Genomic DNA, 17,644 nt, shown 5'->3' on the forward strand with positions numbered 1-17,644 from the left:
TACTTCTGAATGGAGGAAAATGATGATTTGAACGAAGAAATTAACGATAATCTTTCTGAGGATAATAGTATAAATACTGAAAATTCCGAAGCGTTGACCAGGGTATCTGGCATGTATAAGGATTGGTTTTTGGACTATGCATCCTATGTAATTTTAGAGCGGGCGGTTCCTGCAATTGAAGACGGATTTAAACCCGTGCAGCGCCGTATTATGCACTCGTTGAAGGAATTGGACGATGGCCGCTACAATAAAGTGGCCAATGTAGTTGGTCATACCATGCAATATCACCCCCATGGTGATGCAAGTATAGCAGATGCCATGGTACAGATCGGACAAAAGGACCTGTTGATAGATACTCAGGGAAACTGGGGTAATATTCTTACAGGTGACCGGGCCGCGGCATCTAGGTATATTGAAGCACGGTTGTCCAAGTTTGCACTGGAAGTGGTGTTCAGTCCCAAAATAACCGAATGGCAGGCATCATATGACGGTAGAAAAAAAGAGCCTGTAAATTTGCCGGTAAAATTTCCCTTGCTATTGGCGCAAGGAGCAGAGGGTATTGCGGTAGGTCTTTCTACTAAGGTATTGTCCCATAATTTCAACGAACTTATAGACGCTTCCATAAAGCATTTAAAAGGGCAACGATTTAAGTTGTTTCCAGATTTTCCAACGGCGGGTATAATAGATGTGACCAATTATAACGATGGTTTAAGAGGTGGAAAAATCAGGGTTCGCGCAAAAATATCACAGTTAGACAAGAATACGCTGGTAATCAATGAGATACCATACGGTACCAATACCGGTAGTTTAATAGATTCTATTCTAAAGGCCAATGAAAAAGGGAAGATAAAAATTAAGAAAATTGAGGATAATACCGCAGCGGAAGTTGAGATATTGATTCACTTACCTGCCGGAATATCTCCAGATAAAACCATAGACGCCCTTTATGCCTTTACGGCCTGTGAATCCTCCATTTCACCATTGGGTTGTATTATAGAGAATAACAAACCATTGTTCATAGGTGTTACTGAAATGCTTAAAAGGTCTACAGATTCTACCGTTGATCTGTTAAGGCAGGAACTTGAGATTCAATTGAACGAGCTTGAGGAACAATGGCATTTTGCATCATTGGAACGTATTTTTATTGAGAATAGGATTTATCGTGATATAGAGGAAGAAGAAACTTGGGAGGGAGTCATCAGTGCCATTGCCAAAGGACTGGAGCCATTTACCAAACATTTAAAGCGTCCTGTAACTGAAGAAGATATTACCAGGTTAACGGAAATACGAATTAAAAGAATTTCCAAGTTCGATTTGGATAAGGCGCAACAGCATTTAGAAAGCCTTCAGGAGCGCATTGCAGAGGTAAAACACAACTTGGCAAACTTAGTGGAGTTTGCTATAGATTATTTCAGAAATCTTAAGGAAACCTATGGTAAGGATAGGGGTAGAATGACGGAGATTAGAGTTTTTGATGATATTGAAGCCACCAAAGTAGTCATACGTAATACCAAACTTTATGTAAATAGGGAAGAAGGTTTTGTAGGTACATCCCTTAAAAAGGATGAATACGTGACCGATTGTAGCGATATTGACGATATTATTGTCATTACCAATGAAGGTAAAATGATGGTGTCCAAGGTAGATTCAAAATTATTTGTAGGTAAGGGTATTATACATGTGGCCGTATTCAAGAAAAAGGACAAGCGTACTACATATAATATGGTCTATAAGGACGGAAAAGGTGGACCTACATATATAAAACGATTTAATGTCACCAGTGTAACCAGGGATAGGATTTATGATTTAACAACGGGTAAAGCCGGGTCTCAGGTTTTATATTTTTCTGCCAACCCTAATGGTGAGGCGGAAATTGTTACCGTTTTATTGCGCCAGGTAGGTAGTATCAAAAAATTGAAATGGGACGTAGATTTTTCAGATGTACTTATAAAAGGTAGGGCTTCAAAAGGTAATATTGTCACTAAATATTCCGTAAAGCGTATAGAGCTTAAAGAGAAAGGGGTTTCCACGCTAAAACCAAGAAAAATTTGGTTTGATGACGTGGTACGAAGATTAAATGTTGATGGTAGAGGTGAGTTATTGGGTGAATTTAAAGGAGATGACCTGCTATTGGTCATCAACCAAAAAGGTATAGCTAAGACATTTTTGCCGGTCCTGACCTCACATTTTGACGATGATATGATCGTATTGGAAAAATGGATTCCCGAAAAGCCGATATCGGCCATTTATTGGGAAGGTGAAAAAGAACGTTTTTATGTCAAAAGATTTCTAATAGAAAACGAAAATAAGGAGGAGATGTTCATTTCAGAGCATCCAAAATCCTATTTGGAATTGGTGTCGACAGATTGGAGGCCAATGATAGAAATTGAGTTCCCTAAGCCAAGAGGTAAAGAAGCCAAGGAAAGTGAACAGGTTGATTTAGAAGATTTTATATCTGTTAAGGGAATAAAAGCTTTAGGTAACCAATTAATAACAGAAAAGGTGAAGAGTATCAATAGCCTTGATCCTTTGCCCTATGAGCCCGTTGAACCCCAAAAGCCAGAAAATATTGAAGTGGTAGATGAGGAAGCCGTAGGGTCCAATGACAATATCGTTAAACCAGCGGACGGAAAAGAACTTCCGCCAGAAGAACCCAAAACACTATTTGATTAATCGGAATTATGAAGAATTTTTTTCAAGAGTTTAAAAATTTTGCCGTTAAAGGCAATATGATAGACCTTGCTGTTGGTATCATTATTGGAACGGCATTCAATAAAGTGGTTAGTACCATTGTGTCTGCCATCATCATGCCCCCTTTATCTTTGTTGACGGATGATGTAAATCTATCCAACAAAAAGTGGGTGTTAAGAGCGGCTACGGATACTGTTGAGGAGGTTGCGGTAGGGTATGGGGAACTGATAGAATCCTTAATTGATTTTGGAATAATAGCCTTTACCATTTTTGTAATGGTAAAATTTATCAATAGATTCAAGGAAAAATCGGAAGATCCGGCCAACAAAGAGGTGGAGACACCAAAAAATATTGCGTTATTGTCAAGTATGGAGAGTCTGCTTAAGGAACAAAACGAACTTCTTAGAAAACAAAAATAGCACGTTTGTTCAATCATTAATTTTGCCTATTCATAAATAGGCACATAAGATTAGACAACTTATGGAATGGAAGCTTTTATAACTATCTTTACCTAAATTTTTTGATTAATGGATTTTACCAACCCTCTGGTATACGGTGCGCCCGCTTTTATAGCCTTTATTTTATTGGAACTTACTTATAGCAAAACCCATGGGGACGATGATCTCTATGATTGGAAGGATTTTGCGGCTAGCAGTGTAATGGGCATTGGTTCTGCAATTATTGGACCTTTGTTAAAAGTAGTTTTGTTAGTTGTACTTTTTGAGTATGCCTATGAATTTTTTAACCCTTTGGTAGATGATGGTGTTAGGACCAATATTATGGGTTATAAGTCTTTTGGTTATGCTTGGTACGTTTGGTTACTATGTCAATTGGCAGATGATTTTACCTATTATTGGTTTCATAGGGCCAATCATGAGATACGTATTCTTTGGGCTGCACACATAGTACATCATTCATCAGATAATTTTAATCTAGGTACGGCTATCCGAAACGGATGGTTCACTTTATTGTACAAGCCGTTCTTTTATGTTTGGATGCCAATTGTTGGCTTTCCGGTAGAAATGGTCGTAGTGTGTTTGGCAATTGAATCCTTTTGGCAATTTCAATTACATTCCCAATATGTTCCTAAAATGGGCTTTATCGAGAAAATATTCAATACGCATACCATGCATCAGGTTCACCACGCTCAGAATGTGGAATATTTGGACAAAAACCATGGAGGTTTTTTAAATATTTTTGATAAACTGTTTGGAACTTGGAAAGAATATGATGAAGAAATAGATGTTAAATTTGGAGTAATCCATGCGCCTAATTCCAACAATCCAATTGTAATCTTAACGCATGAGTTTAAGGATATTTGGGCGGATGTTAAAAAATCAAAAAAGCTAAGTCATAAATTAATGTATATTTTTGGGCCTCCTGGTTGGAGCCATGATGGCAGCACAATGACCGTTAAGCAACAGCAGCGGTTGTTCAAAGAGCAAAAGGAAACCAATCCTAAGGTGGCTTTCAATAGGCCAAATTAATACTGTTGGATACTTAAAACAAAGGAGGCAATTCGCCTCCTTTTTTAGTTGATAGTTTGTGGATTGTTATACTTCCCAGCCTTCTCTGTATTGCCTTCCAACAAATTGGTTGGCTTCTTCCATATTTGTAATTCTCATGTTTTCACCGTCCCATAATAATTTTTTACGTGCAAAAAATTCCTTTGCACCTTCTGAATTTTCTCTTTGTAGCATATAGCTTCTAATTGCCAAGTTGCCCATGAGTACAGTTTCTGTCATAGGACCGGCATAATCAAATGAAGATGTAAGCCCTAAATGTTCCTCACTTCCAAAACCAGCTTTACAGGCATCTACCCACTTGCGTTGATGTCCATATTCCGGTTCAAGGTTTTCTTCCGTTTCAGGTCCAAATTCAGTAGTACCGTCATTTAAATAAAGCTTGGGCATTAATGGCGAACTGTCATTGATATTTGTGGAAATAATACCTTTCTCTCCAATTATCAATACGCCATTGGCGCTGCCTTTACCGCCAATATCGTCATTTGCCGGTATAATATCTGGGTGTGATGGACGTATGCCGCCATCGCTCCAAGTCATTTCAATGGGTGATTTTGATTTTTCCGTGGCATCAAAATGTAAGGTTATAAAAGAGGAAGGAGGGCAGCCTTCCGGGTAATAATCCGGAGTCCACATTTCTGAAAAGACGGAAGCTACACTACACTCGGCATCTTTTGGATATTTTAAGTTCAGTGTCCTAAACGGTATATCAATTAAATGACATCCTACATCGCCCAGTGCCCCTGTACCAAAATCCCACCAGCCCCTCCAATTAAATGGGTGCAGATTTGGTATATATTCTCTTTCCGTTGCAGGGCCTAACCATAAATCCCAATTTAATGCGTCTGGTTTTAAACTGGCGTTAGGTAGTGGCATTTCAATACCCTGTGGCCAGACAGGTCTGTTTGTCCATACCTGAACTTTGGAAATTGCGCCAATTTTATCGTCATCTATCCATTTTTGCACCATGCCCAACAGTGGATTGGAGCCTCCTTGGTTCCCCATTTGGGAGACTATTTTATTGTCCCTGGCCATTTGCGTTAATGCCCGTGCTTCCTTAATGTTGTGGGTCATTGGTTTTTGAACATAAACGTGTATACCTCTTTCCATTGCCCATTTTGCGGCAGGCCCGTGTACATGGTCCGGAGTTGAAATTGTTACCGCATCTATATTTTTCTTTTTATCAAGCATTACCCTAAAATCGTCATATAGTTTTGCTTTAGGGAAATTTTCAACACTCTTTGCTGCGCTTCCTGAGAAATCAACATCACATAAGGCAACTACACGTTCCCTGCCATTTACGGAAGCATTTTTAATATCGCTGATGCCTTTACCTCCGGCGCCAATGGCCGCTATATTCAAACGGTCGCTTGGGGCAAGAAAACCGGGTCCGCCAAGGACATGTCTTGGTACTATGAAAATTGAGGAGGCCAAAGCGGATTTTTTTACAAAATCCCTACGGTTAAAACCTGCGGATTTTGGTTTGTTGTTGTTTTTCATGGTTGGATTTGTTTTGTTTTGAAATAAGTATATCCAATATACGCAAAAGACCCTTGTAAAACAATTGTGATAGTATTGATTACAAGGGTCTCAAATAAGTAAGTATGTCTTTAGTCCTCTATGGGAGCAGTAGGTTTTTTGTTCTTTTTCATTCTTAGGTCAAAAAACTCGACCATAAGTGAAAAGGCAATTGAAAAATAAAGGTAGCCTTTGGGAATGGTGCCAACTTCGTTGCCAAATACAATTAAATGACTTAAATGAGCAGATTCGGCAATAAGCATGAAACCGATCAAGATTAAAAATGAAAGGCCTAGTATTTGAATGGAAGGATGCCTGTTTACAAACTCTCCAACAGGATTGGCAAAAAGCATCATTATAATAACAGAGATGACCACAGCAACGACCATTAAGACCAGTGCATCATTAGGGTTGGGAGAAATACCGTTGGTCATACCTATTGCGGTTAAAATAGAATCAAATGAAAAAACGATATTAATAACGGTAATCTGCATAATAGCATTGGTCAAGGATGTGGACCTAGCCTTTTTTACTTCACGTTCGTCATGTCCTTTATCTTCTACTTTTTCGTGTATCTCCTTGGTGCTCTTGTACAATAGAAACAATCCTCCAAGAAATAAAATGATTCCTTGCCCACTTATGCCACCGGTTATCCATTCACTGTCAAAAACCCAAAAAGGCTTTTTCATTGAAGTTAACAGTGATATACCGAACAAAAGGACAATACGCATTACCATAGCCAATACCAATCCTAAATTGGTGGCTTTCTTACGCTGTGCGGGTTCAAGTTTACCTGCTGCAATGGAAATAAAAATAATGTTATCGATCCCTAATATAATTTCTAAAAATGTTAAGGTAAGCAATGCGATCCACGCATCTGGATTGGTGAAAATTTCGAACATGGTTAGTTGGTTTTATATGCGGTTCCTGTTTTTACGATCAACTCCTTATTAGGGTCCTTGATGGCACTTTTATACTGGAAAGTGTAGGTAGAGTCAGTAGTGCTAATTATTTTGTATTGAATGGCATTTTTACTGTTAATATCCTGAAGAACAAATTCACAGTCATTATACCATCTTACGGTAGCACTGTCTATTTGATCTTCATAATAGTCTACGCTATACTTATCATCCCTTATAAATTTCCCCTCCTTTTCAAGCCCGTTAATTTCATAGGTAAACGTAAACGTGCCTGTTTTATAAGCTTTACAATTTCGTTCAGGTTCATAGCAGGAAGTAAGGGTAGCGCAAATTCCTATAGCAATAAAAAAATTTTTAATCATGATGTAAAAATAGGGAAAATAGCGCGTTGGAATTAAAAAAAAATGTGCACTTACTTCTCGCTGTAGGTTTTAAATGTGCCGTCTTTATAAAAAATGATTATACGATCAATGAGACCTTCTTCGTTTGCTTGGGTTGAGGGGGCGAGTGTTTGTGCAGCAGTATGTGGTTCATTTTGTTCGTGTGATGAAGTGGGGAAAGTGCCTTTACCATATAAAAGCCATGGCAAGGCTACTTCTGGAAATGCCTCGTGAATTTTCATCACAAATTCTAGACTAGGTTTATTTCTACCGCTCAATAAATGTGATATGCTGCTACGCTGAACATGTATTGCATCTGCAAATGCTGCAGCGGACAAATTATAATACTCCAGTAGTGCTTTTGTTCTTTTAATAAATGAAGCGGAATCCAACATGTTTACAAAATTAAGTTTTATGTTATATTTTTAATGTTAAATATTATAAACTAGGCATTTTTTTAGAAAATATGTTTGAATTATTAATTTATATAATAAAATATATAATATTGATTTATAGTAACTTAAGTGTTAATTTTAATATTTTCAATTATTTTGTTGTCATTTGTGTATTTTGACCCTTATTTAGTAGGGTGAAATTGTTTACAATTGTAAACTTAAGCTGTAGTATTTTTGTGGTTTATTAATAATTTATGGCACTAGTAGATAAAGAGTACAATTTGTTTTATGTATCTGAAATTAAAGGAAGGTATGTTCATTATGACCTTATTAATTCTTTTCTAAATGAGTTACCCAATACTTTTAAAAATGAAGTGATCGGTAAATCCGTTCGTGGTGAGGAAGTAAGGAGTATTACTTTTGGTCAAGGGCCAAATAAAATTTTAATGTGGTCACAAATGCACGGCAATGAATCGACCACGACAAAAGCCGTTCTGGATTTACTTCGTTACTTGGAACACAATGATGAACTGAAGCGAACATGTACTTTAAGAATAATTCCTATACTTAATCCAGATGGAGCTAGGGATTATACCCGGGTAAATGCAAATGGCATAGATCTTAATAGAGATGCCCAAGACCTCTCACAACCGGAAAGTATTATTTTAAAGCAACAGTTCGATTCTTTTTTACCTAATTTTTGTTTTAACCTACATGACCAACGCACCATCTTCAATGTTGGTGATACCAACAAACCAGCTACAGTTTCTTTTCTAGCTCCAGCTTTTGACGAAGAACGTAACAATTCCCCTTCTAGGGCGCGCAGCATGCAGTTGATAGCTGCCATGAACGAAACGTTACATGGATTAATTCCCGGTCAAATAGGAAGATATGATGATGGCTTTAATGCTAATTGTGTAGGAGATGCATTTCAAATGAAAGGAATTCCGACCATTTTATTCGAAGCCGGTCACTTTCCCGATGATTACTCCAGAGAGTATACCCGTATGTATATTTTCAATGCCTTATTAAAAGCGATAACTACAATTGCCGACAATACTTTAGATCATTATAAGGTTGATGAATATTTGGCCATACCTGAAAATAGTAAACAATTTGTAGATATATTAATATACAATTACCCATCAGGTAAATTAAAAGGGCCCGGTATTGAAAATGGAATAGCCGTACAGTATAAGGAGGTTTTAGAAAACGCACAGCTTTTGTTTAAGCCAGAACTTCATGAGTTTGAAAAAATTCCTCTAGTAGTTTTTGGGCATAAAATGATTGATTTTTCTAATGATAAGGACCTAAATTGGCTGAAAGAGCATGGTATATTAAAACTACTTAATTGATATTCATTATCTTATTTCTTTGAAAAAGTAAAATTGTTTACATTTTCATTAAAAAAAATAGAGTTTTGATGCATTTAATGTGATAATTAATTATTTTTGGCAAAAAAAATATTACAATGGGCAAAGTCAAATTAGACGAAATAGACCACCAGATTCTGGATATGTTAATTGATAACACCAGAACTCCTTTTACTGATATTGCAAAAAAACTTTTGATTTCTGCGGGTACGGTACATGTTAGGGTTAAGAAAATGGAAGAGGCAGGAATCATTAAAGGTTCTTCCCTTACATTGGATTATGTAAAACTAGGATATGCATTTATTGCATATGTTGGTATTTTCTTGGAAAAAACGCATCAGACTAAATTTGTACTAGAACGATTGAACCAAATACCAAATGTGACCATAGCGCACATTACTACGGGCAAGTTCAATATATTTTGTAAAATAAGGGCTAAAGATACCACGCATGCCAAGAACATTATTTTTAAAATTGACGATATTGATGGTATAAGTAGAACGGAAACTATGATTTCATTAGAGGAAAGCTTTAATGATAAGAAACGTTTGATGCATACTATTTTTAACGAATTATAATTTGGTTAATACCAATTTGTAAAAGCTCAATTGTTCTATAATTGAGCTTTTTTATTTTATTGAGTGTTCAATTAAGTACCGGAATTATGAGAATTTCAGACCTTCAGGAAAACGAGTTTAATTATTTTTATGCCACTTATCTTAGAACGTTGGACGAGGAAGATGATCTATTAATGGCACTAATACAAGGTAGAGAATGGTTTCAGTCATTTGTGGAGCGGATTTCTACAGAACAACTGGCTTTCAAATATGCAGAAGGAAAATGGACCATAGCAGAAGTGCTTGTTCATTTGGTGGATACGGAACGTGTATTTCAATACCGTGCCTTTAGAATTTCCAGAAATGACAAGACTCCATTGCCTGGTTTTGAACAGGATGATTATGTCTTGGAAAGTGAAAGCGATCAACTGTCCAAAGAAGATATCTTAAATGATTTCCTTGCTGTACGTGATGCCTCTATTAATTTGTTCAAGAATATGAGCCGTAATAAGCTACAGCAAATTGGTACGGCAAGTGGAATGCCTTGGTCCGTTGCCGCTTTGGGACTAGCCATTAGTGGGCACCAAAAACATCATGAACATATTTTACGAGACCGCTATTTGGTCGTTTAATTTAGTTCAAGGTCCATTTCAGATTCGGAGCCTTTTTCAAAGTTTAAGTAAAGGGCTTTAGTCAAATCGTCTGATTGCATAACTTCTTCGGCCGTTTTGCTTTCCAGCTCTTTATCAATATTCTCTTCAAAATTGGCAATAAAGTTAGAAAGGCTTTTACTGATCTTTACCAAGTACAAAGTATCCTCTGTTTTTAATTCTACGGCTTCCACGTAATCCCCATTAATGTTCTTAAAGGTTATGATATCGTCATCACCATATCCATAAGGATATTTTTCTATAAGGAGTGTGGCTAATTTGTGGTCTAATTTCCTGTGGTCAATAAGTCGTCTGGTCATAACTGGTTTAGGTTTAGAAGGTTGTGGTTATCTTTATTCTAAACTAGTCATTAAAACGATTAACGGTCTTAAAGAGTTGTGAAAGTACGGTTTTTGGTATATGAAGTTTTTATTCCTTGTAGTAAGCAAATGCTTGTTTGAATAATTCTACGGGAATTTCAATATCAGCAACGGGTTCACCAATTTTTTTAAGAAGTACAAAATTTACTTTTCCATGAGAATTTTTCTTATCGTACTTCATGAGTTTCAATAGATTATCAATATCCTCGTTAGCAAATTCAATTTTTGTATAGCGCTCTAAAAAGGTGGTTTTTATATCATGCATTGATGATAGCTCAAGGCCAAGCAATTTGTGGGATAAAAAGGCTTCTAAAATCATACCTATGGCAATGGCCTCACCATGTAAAAGCATTTCTTTGGTACCATGGTTCAATAAATAAGATTCAATAGCATGGCCAAGTGTGTGCCCATAGTTAAGGATTTTACGAATATGCTGTTCCGTTGGGTCCTGTAGAACTACATTATTCTTTATTTCAATAGAAGTTAATATATGGTCTTTCATTTCTTTAAGACCGTTGACCGTTTTTAGCGTATCCCAATACAGAGGGTCTTGTATAAGCCCATGTTTTAACATTTCGGCAAATCCGCTTTGTACCTGTCTTTCTTCCAATGTATCAAGAAAATCAGGAATTATCAGTACCATGACCGGTTGATTGATGACCCCTATTTGGTTTTTAAGGTTGCCCAGGTCTATTCCTGTCTTTCCACCCACAGAAGCGTCTACCATGGATAATAGGGTAGTGGGTACATTAATGAAATCTATTCCTCTTTTAAATGTAGACGCAATGAATCCGCCCATGTCAGTGAGTACACCACCTCCCAAATTGATCATGACACTTTTGCGGTCGGCGCCCAGCTCTGATAAAGCTTCCCAAACGCCAATACAGGTATCGATATTCTTATTCGTTTCCCCAGATTCTATTTCAATAATCTCAAAATTATGCTCGCCGTTTATTTCTGCCATAAAACTTGGCAAGCAGAGTTCATGGGTGTTTTCATCCACCAGAATAAAAACAGTAGAATATTTTTTTTCTGATAAGTGGGCATTTAATGCCTTAAAGGCTCCCTCGTTAAAATGTACCGCGTAAGAATCTGAAATGATTGAATCCATCAATAAATATGGCTTAATTTATTAGCTATTTATACACAAAATAAAGGTAATTTTTAGTCTTAGGATTATAAAATCTGTGATTATCTTTGAAAGCTGTAGAAAACTTAATAAATGGACCAGATATTTGAAAATACTGCAACAGCATTTGCGTTAAAGTCAGATTCAGAATTAGAACGAGCCTATTTTCTTTTTAAGATGATTTCAAACGAACCTCTCGTAAAACTAGGTTCGGTAATTACCAATTTTGCATTTAAGGCAAACTTACCTGTAGAAAGTTTGATAAGGGCCACTGTATTTGACCATTTTTGTGGTGGGGTCAATGAGCGCGACTGCCTTCCGGTCGTTGATCGTATGTGGGAAAAAGGGGTATGCTCCGTATTGGATTATTCGGTCGAAGGCAAAGAGGAGGAAGACCCTTTTGATACGGCTACGGAAATTATTTTGACTATTTTGGATTTTGTCAAGGAAAAGGAAGCTATTCCGTTTGCGGTATTTAAGCCAACAGGATTTGGACGTTTTGCGCTGTATCAAAAAATAAGCGAAAAGAAAACATTGACTTCCGATGAAAAAGCAGAATGGCAGCGTGTAGTCAATAGATTTGACAAAGTCTGTAAAAAAGCACACGATTTGGAAGTTTCCTTGCTGATCGATGGTGAAGAAAGTTGGATGCAGGATGCTGCAGATAATTTGGCCGAGGATATGATGCGTAAATACAATAAAAAGAAAAGAATAGTATTCAACACGTTGCAAACCTATAGATGGGATCGTTTGCCGTATTTAAAAGAATTGAAGAAGAGAGCGGAAGAGGAAGGCTTTTTTGTAGGGATGAAAGTTGTTCGTGGTGCCTATATGGAAAAGGAAAACGAGCGAGCCAAGGAAAATGGTTATCCTTCGCCTATTTGTAAAAGTAAAGCAGAAACGGACGATAATTTCAATGATACCATTGCATATATGATCGATAATTTGGAGACTCTCTCCATTTTTGCAGGTACCCATAACGAGGAAAGTTGTTATAACTTGATGGAGTTAATGCAGCAAAAGGGAATTATTAAAAATTATGAGCATATATGGTTTGGTCAATTGTACGGAATGAGTGATCATATTTCTTACAATTTGGCAGCCAATGGATATAACGTTGCCAAATATTTACCTTTTGGCCCTGTTCGTGATGTTATGCCTTATTTGATAAGAAGGGCCGATGAAAATACATCTGTGGCCGGACAGACCAGTAGGGAACTGACATTATTGAAAAAAGAGCGTAAACGTCGTAAAATGTAATTTACTGGGCCGCTACATTTTGTATAGTGGCCCTTTCCCTACAGTTTTGAACGGTAAAAATATAGTTGCTCTGTTTGCGTTCAGCCTCAATAACATATGTCTTACAGGGAACGGACTCGGTGTCACTTTTACTGAAATCTACATCCCCTTCGGTCAAAATATAGGTAACGTCCGTTGAGTCTAATTGGTATTCCTTAAGTTTTTGCAAGGCTTCATCACTATAATACATTGATTTTGAACGTATATCCTTTAACGTCCTGCAGTTTGGTAAATAGCAAAAGTAAACGCCTGTCTCATCAGATTTCTTCTTTAAAAACATGGTTAGGAATACTATGCCAATGGACATACCCACCAAATAAAAACCCAATCGTTTTAAAAAATCCATGCTAGCTTATCATTATTTGATCTAATGACCGCGAAATTATGTCTTTTTAAAGGATAGGAAAAATAAAGTGTTGGTTAATCTAAAAAATAAGGAAGTTAATATCGCTGTATTGTAGATCAAACCATTCACCTACCGATTTATTGGTCAGGATACCGTGATACATATATAGGCCGTTGCGCAGTCCTTTGTCAAATCGTAACGAATTTTCAAGTCCGCCATCTTCACCTATTTTCAACAAATAAGGTGTAAATATATTACTTATACTTACAGATGCTGTTTTTGGATATCTAGATGGTATATTGGGTACGCCATAATGAATGACCCCAAATTTTTCCTTTGTGGGTTTGTTGTGCGTAGTAATCTCGCTTGTTTCAAAACAACCACCGGTATCTATGCTTACGTCAATGATTACAGCCCCTTTTTTCATGTGTTCCACCATGGTACTGGATACTACTACCGGTGACCTATCCTTGCCACGTGTTGCGCCAATGGCTACATCACACCTTTTTAAGGCCTTCAACAAATTTTTTGGCTGTATGGTAGAAGTGTAAACGGTTTGTTTAAGATTGGTCTGTATATTTCTAAGCTTGGTAATTGAATTGTCAAAAACCTTAACATTGGCACCGATTCCTATGGCGGATCGTGCCGCAAATTCGCCAACGGTACCAGCACCTACAATTACTACTTCAACAGGAGGTACACCACTTATATTGCCAAACATTAGACCGTTGCCTTTGTTATTTGCCGCCATTAATTCCGCTGCGATCAATACCGAAGAAATTCCTGCAATTTCACTAAGTGAACGTACGGCAGGGTATTTGCCTTCTTCATCACGAATATATTCAAATGCAATTGCCGTAATTCTCTTACGGGCAAGTTCTTCAAAATAGGCCTTGTACTGTGTTTTTATCTGTAGGGCAGAAATAATTACCGTCTGTGGATTTATATGGCTTATTTCAGATAAGGTAGGCGGTTCAACCTTTAATATTAAAGGACAGGCAAATACCTTTTTAGTGTCTCTAGTGATTTCGCCTCCCGCTTTGGTATAATCCAAATCAGAGTAATGCGCTCCTTCACCTGCTCCTGACTCTATTAAAACACGATGGCCGTTAGAAGTTATTGCATTAACGGCGTCCGGGGTTAGGCAAATACGTTTTTCATGATTTTGATTTTCCTTGGGAATACCAATAAACAATTCTCCTTTTTGTCTATATACTTCTAACGTTTCTTCTTGTGGAAGTAATTGTTGTTTACTAAATGGGGAAGCGGGTTGGTTCATAAGAAAAATGTACGTTGTTCAAATCTAAGACCTGAAACTCAAATGTACAATTTTTAAGATAATCTATATAAGGATTATAACACGTGAGATAACCTAAAATTTAAAATTCAACCATCCTTGTAAACGGTCCTGAATTCCTTTCAGGAAAGTTTCAATACTGTTCGTTGAAAGCTTGGTGTTTACTTTATCGGCCAATGACAAGGTGCTTTCATCCTCTTTCTCAACAGTATTATCAATACTAGTATTTTGGTCTTCAGCTTGGATTCCTTTCATTTTTAATTCTTCCAATTCTGCATCCATGGCCTCCAAGTCAATACCGTGCACATGCTTGTCATATAATTTAATCCTGATGAAATACACAAAGGGAATTGTGATCATACAAACCGGAATTAACCACCATATATTTTCGGTATCCACATAATTATCCGAATCATACATAACCTCAAATAACTGAAATGCATACATCGCAATTGGAATTATGATAATGTGATACCACCAATCACGCGAAGTAAGAAACCAAAATATCATTAAATAGAGAGGTATGATCTTAGAAGTTAAAAACCATAAATATGTTACAGTTTCTTCAAATCCATGGTCTCCTATTGTAAACCAAAGAAAATTTATTGTACCATCAGAATTTGCTGGTAAATATTCATAAACTTTATATAAAAAAGGTGATAGGGCAATAAAAAAAACTACAAAAGATTCAAAGAATATCTTTTTTTTCGCTTTTTTCTTTTTTGATTTAGGAATCATGTGTTATAAATCTTACGTGTCCATAACGAGATTACTAAAAAAATAGTATAAAAAAAGAGGTGATTTTATCACCTCTTTCCAATCACTGCAAAATGTGACTTAGATTCTTTTTTTAATGGTTCTCTTATCAACACTAATTTCTTGATTGTCAAGATTAATTACTGGTGCGGCCATTGCTAATAGAAATACGCCTAATGCCAAGGAGGCAAGAAAAGTCCTTTTGTTTTTCATTTTCAAGGGGTTTTTGGTTAAACAAGAATTAGTTCTCCTTACAAACGTAAGAAATAATGTACTACAATGAAGTATTTGAACGTTAAAATTATGCATTTTAACGGAAAAAATATACATTTTAACGAATTCCGTGCTGTTCATCGATTAAACACAATAATAATCGATGTAAAACGATGTAGGAATTTTTATTTGTTCACTTAAAACACACCATGTAAAGGGTTAAGTCTTTTCATTTTGATTACACCAACGTAAGTTTTCTAGTTTTTTGGTCTAAAATTTCTATTTTGAGGGAGTGCATATTTTCGGGTGTTAAATTGGGTATTTTTTCTGGCCACTCCATAAATATCCATGCGTTGGACTGTAAATAGTCATCCAGTCCCATATCGAGTGCTTCGGTTTCATCTTTTAAACGATAAAAGTCAAAATGATAAGCTAATAGTTCTCCATTATCTAATTGGTACTCGTTCACTAAACCAAAAGTAGGACTGCTCACATTGTCCGTACTGCCCAATTCTTTGATCAAAGCTTTGATCAATGTAGTTTTTCCAGCACCCATGGGGGCATAAAAGGCCAATATTTTAGTATCCACATATTCAAGTATGGTTCTAGCAATGGAAGGTAGGTCCTGCTCCGTATAAATAAGTTCCATGTATTCAAATCTATTTAGGTTCCAAAACTACAAAAGGAATTATCATTTCTTCCAACGAAACTCCACCATGTTGATATGTGTTTCTATAATAGCTAACATAATGGTTGTAGTTGTTAGGGTAAGCAAAGAAATAATCATTTTTGGCAAAAATATATGAACTACTCATATTAATGCTGGGCAGGAAAATGGATTTTGGGTCTTTGGCAGCTAAAACATCATTTTTTTCATACGTAAGGCTTCTGCCTGTCTTATACCTTAAATTGGCACTGGTATCACGGTCACCCACCACTTTGGAAGGTGATTTTACATTAATGGTGCCATGGTCCGTTGTAATGATCAGTTTTAAACCTAAGGTTTGGGCCTGTTGTATGATTTCAAGCATTGGGGAATTCTTGAACCAACTTTTGGTAAGCGATCGGTAAGATTTGTCGTTAGATGCCAATTCCTTGATCACTTCCATTTCTGTTTTGGCGTGGGAGAGCATATCCACGAAATTATATACAATGACCGTTAAGTCATTATCCTTTTGTGATTTAAAGTTTTGACTTAAATGCTTTCCTTGCTTAAGGCTACTGATCTTATGGTATTCCCACTTTAGATCTAGACCGTTTCGTTTTAACTGTTCCCCTAAAAACTTATCCTCAAATAAGTTTTTGCCGCCGTCATCAGTATCGTTTTTCCACCAATCCGGATATTTTTTTTCCATATCCAATGGGGTGAGTCCAGAAAATATAGCGTTTCTGGCATATTGCGTGGCCGTGGGCAAAATGCTATAGTATGAATCCTCTCTTTTCTTTTTATAGAAGGAATTGACCGTATCTTCAAATGCGTACCATTGGTCATAACGCAGATTATCAACTACGATTACCAAAGTTTTCTGATCTTTGATTTCGGGTATGATCCACTCCTTAAAAACAGTATGGGACATTACTGGGGCATCTGCATCGGTAAACCAGTCCGTATAGTTGCGGTCTACGAATTTTCCAAATTGTTGATTGGCCTCTATTTTTTGGGATTCCAAAATCTCAAACATGCCGCTATCTTCAATCTCTTCTAACTGTAATTCCCAATAAATTAGTTTCTTATATAAATCTGCCCATTCTTGGTATGAGTTCACCATAGAAAGGTCCATGGCAATCTTTCTAAATTCTTGTTGATAATTGCTAGTGGTTTTCTCGGAAATTAATCTAGAATGGTCTAAATTTTTTTTGAGGGAAAGTAATATTTGATTTGGGTTTACGGGCTTAATCAAGTAATCCGCTATTTTGGAACCAATAGCTTCTTCCATTATAAATTCTTCCTCACTTTTTGTAATCATTACTACGGGCAGGGCATTATCAATGACCTTGATTTCGGAAAGGGTCTCCAATCCAGAAATTCCTGGCATATTTTCATCTAAAAAAACTATATCTACCCTTGTTTCTGCCAATTCCTCTAACGCCTCCTGTCCACTTTGGCAGGTAAGTACTTCATAATTCTTGGCTTCTAAAAAAAGGATATGGGGTTTAAGTAGATCAATTTCATCATCTACCCACAATATTTTTATTTTGTTCATTCAATTATTATTT

The 17,644-nt window shown here is 36.6% G+C and carries 19 protein-coding genes; 7 read left to right on the top strand and 12 right to left on the bottom strand.

What is annotated here, in order from left to right; genetic code table 11:
- The first annotated feature begins 9 nt into the window (after positions 1-9).
- From Q2T41_RS18555 to Q2T41_RS18565, 3 genes are all read left to right on the top strand, one after another.
- A complete protein-coding gene (locus Q2T41_RS18555; protein WP_304437297.1) occupies positions 10-2,673 on the top strand; it encodes a DNA gyrase/topoisomerase IV subunit A in 2,664 nt (887 codons plus the stop codon).
- An 8-nt stretch (positions 2,674-2,681) separates the two neighbouring features.
- Entirely contained in the window at positions 2,682-3,110 is a 429-nt protein-coding gene (mscL, locus tag Q2T41_RS18560; RefSeq protein ID WP_304437298.1) for a large-conductance mechanosensitive channel protein MscL, read from the top strand.
- Between the two features lie 108 nt (positions 3,111-3,218).
- Positions 3,219-4,178 carry a sterol desaturase family protein gene (locus tag Q2T41_RS18565; RefSeq protein ID WP_304437299.1) on the top strand — a complete coding sequence of 320 codons (960 nt, stop codon included), beginning with the start codon at positions 3,219-3,221 and terminating at the stop codon, positions 4,176-4,178.
- A gap of 66 nt (positions 4,179-4,244) precedes the next feature.
- Here the strand turns inward: Q2T41_RS18565 and Q2T41_RS18570 are convergent, their stop codons facing one another.
- The 4 genes from Q2T41_RS18570 to Q2T41_RS18585 all read right to left on the bottom strand — a co-directional run bounded on the left by Q2T41_RS18570 (position 4,245) and on the right by Q2T41_RS18585 (position 7,427).
- Positions 4,245-5,714: a Gfo/Idh/MocA family protein gene (locus Q2T41_RS18570; protein ID WP_304437300.1), complete on the bottom strand. Its 1,470-nt coding sequence runs from the start codon at positions 5,712-5,714 to the stop codon at positions 4,245-4,247.
- 110 nt (positions 5,715-5,824) lie between these two features.
- Entirely contained in the window at positions 5,825-6,634 is an 810-nt protein-coding gene (locus Q2T41_RS18575; protein ID WP_304437301.1) for a TerC family protein, read from the bottom strand.
- A gap of 2 nt (positions 6,635-6,636) precedes the next feature.
- A complete protein-coding gene (locus Q2T41_RS18580) occupies positions 6,637-7,014 on the bottom strand; it encodes a hypothetical protein (RefSeq protein ID WP_304437302.1) in 378 nt (125 codons plus the stop codon).
- Between the two features lie 50 nt (positions 7,015-7,064).
- Entirely contained in the window at positions 7,065-7,427 is a 363-nt protein-coding gene (locus tag Q2T41_RS18585) for a helix-turn-helix domain-containing protein (protein WP_304437303.1), read from the bottom strand.
- A 254-nt stretch (positions 7,428-7,681) separates the two neighbouring features.
- Here Q2T41_RS18585 and Q2T41_RS18590 point away from each other — a divergent pair, with 254 nt between their 5' ends.
- The 3 genes from Q2T41_RS18590 (at position 7,682) to Q2T41_RS18600 (ending at position 9,989) form a co-directional block, all read left to right on the top strand.
- Complete coding sequence (locus tag Q2T41_RS18590) at positions 7,682-8,782, top strand: M14 family metallopeptidase (RefSeq protein ID WP_304437304.1); 1,101 nt, start codon at positions 7,682-7,684, stop codon at positions 8,780-8,782.
- A gap of 116 nt (positions 8,783-8,898) precedes the next feature.
- The gene (locus tag Q2T41_RS18595; protein ID WP_027066901.1) at positions 8,899-9,378 is read left to right on the top strand and encodes an Lrp/AsnC family transcriptional regulator; all 480 of its coding nucleotides are present in this window, start codon (positions 8,899-8,901) and stop codon (positions 9,376-9,378) included.
- Positions 9,379-9,419: 41 nt separating this feature from the next.
- Positions 9,420-9,989, top strand: a complete 570-nt coding sequence (locus Q2T41_RS18600) for a DinB family protein (protein WP_304437305.1) — start codon at positions 9,420-9,422, stop codon at positions 9,987-9,989.
- On the opposite strand, the gene Q2T41_RS18605 is transcribed toward Q2T41_RS18600, so the two are convergent.
- The gene (locus tag Q2T41_RS18605; protein WP_089260483.1) at positions 9,986-10,327 is read right to left on the bottom strand and encodes a hypothetical protein; all 342 of its coding nucleotides are present in this window, start codon (positions 10,325-10,327) and stop codon (positions 9,986-9,988) included. The genes Q2T41_RS18600 and Q2T41_RS18605 overlap by 4 nt on opposite strands.
- A 109-nt stretch (positions 10,328-10,436) precedes the next feature.
- On the bottom strand, positions 10,437-11,498 hold the full coding sequence (aroB, locus tag Q2T41_RS18610) for a 3-dehydroquinate synthase (RefSeq protein ID WP_304437306.1): 1,062 nt from the start codon (positions 11,496-11,498) through the stop codon (positions 10,437-10,439).
- Between the two features lie 111 nt (positions 11,499-11,609).
- Here aroB and Q2T41_RS18615 point away from each other — a divergent pair, with 111 nt between their 5' ends.
- Positions 11,610-12,776, top strand: a complete 1,167-nt coding sequence (locus Q2T41_RS18615) for a proline dehydrogenase family protein (RefSeq protein WP_304437307.1) — start codon at positions 11,610-11,612, stop codon at positions 12,774-12,776.
- Position 12,777: 1 nt separating this feature from the next.
- Here the strand turns inward: Q2T41_RS18615 and Q2T41_RS18620 are convergent, their stop codons facing one another.
- The 6 genes from Q2T41_RS18620 to porX all read right to left on the bottom strand — a co-directional run bounded on the left by Q2T41_RS18620 (position 12,778) and on the right by porX (position 17,631).
- Positions 12,778-13,161: a DUF4258 domain-containing protein gene (locus Q2T41_RS18620; protein WP_304437308.1), complete on the bottom strand. Its 384-nt coding sequence runs from the start codon at positions 13,159-13,161 to the stop codon at positions 12,778-12,780.
- Positions 13,162-13,240: 79 nt separating this feature from the next.
- Entirely contained in the window at positions 13,241-14,440 is a 1,200-nt protein-coding gene (locus Q2T41_RS18625; protein WP_304437309.1) for an alanine dehydrogenase, read from the bottom strand.
- A 93-nt stretch (positions 14,441-14,533) separates the two neighbouring features.
- Complete coding sequence (locus Q2T41_RS18630; RefSeq protein ID WP_304437310.1) at positions 14,534-14,968, bottom strand: hypothetical protein; 435 nt, start codon at positions 14,966-14,968, stop codon at positions 14,534-14,536.
- Between the two features lie 327 nt (positions 14,969-15,295).
- Positions 15,296-15,427 carry a hypothetical protein gene (locus Q2T41_RS18635; protein WP_304437311.1) on the bottom strand — a complete coding sequence of 44 codons (132 nt, stop codon included), beginning with the start codon at positions 15,425-15,427 and terminating at the stop codon, positions 15,296-15,298.
- A gap of 238 nt (positions 15,428-15,665) precedes the next feature.
- The gene (tsaE, locus tag Q2T41_RS18640; RefSeq protein WP_304437312.1) at positions 15,666-16,076 is read right to left on the bottom strand and encodes a tRNA (adenosine(37)-N6)-threonylcarbamoyltransferase complex ATPase subunit type 1 TsaE; all 411 of its coding nucleotides are present in this window, start codon (positions 16,074-16,076) and stop codon (positions 15,666-15,668) included.
- A 10-nt stretch (positions 16,077-16,086) separates the two neighbouring features.
- Positions 16,087-17,631: a T9SS response regulator signal transducer PorX gene (gene porX, locus Q2T41_RS18645; RefSeq protein ID WP_089260475.1), complete on the bottom strand. Its 1,545-nt coding sequence runs from the start codon at positions 17,629-17,631 to the stop codon at positions 16,087-16,089.
- Positions 17,632-17,644 lie beyond the last annotated feature (13 nt).

Origin of the sequence: Maribacter confluentis, assembly GCF_030505015.1 — a bacterium.
Taxonomy (GTDB): Bacteria; Bacteroidota; Bacteroidia; order Flavobacteriales; family Flavobacteriaceae; genus Maribacter; species Maribacter sedimenticola.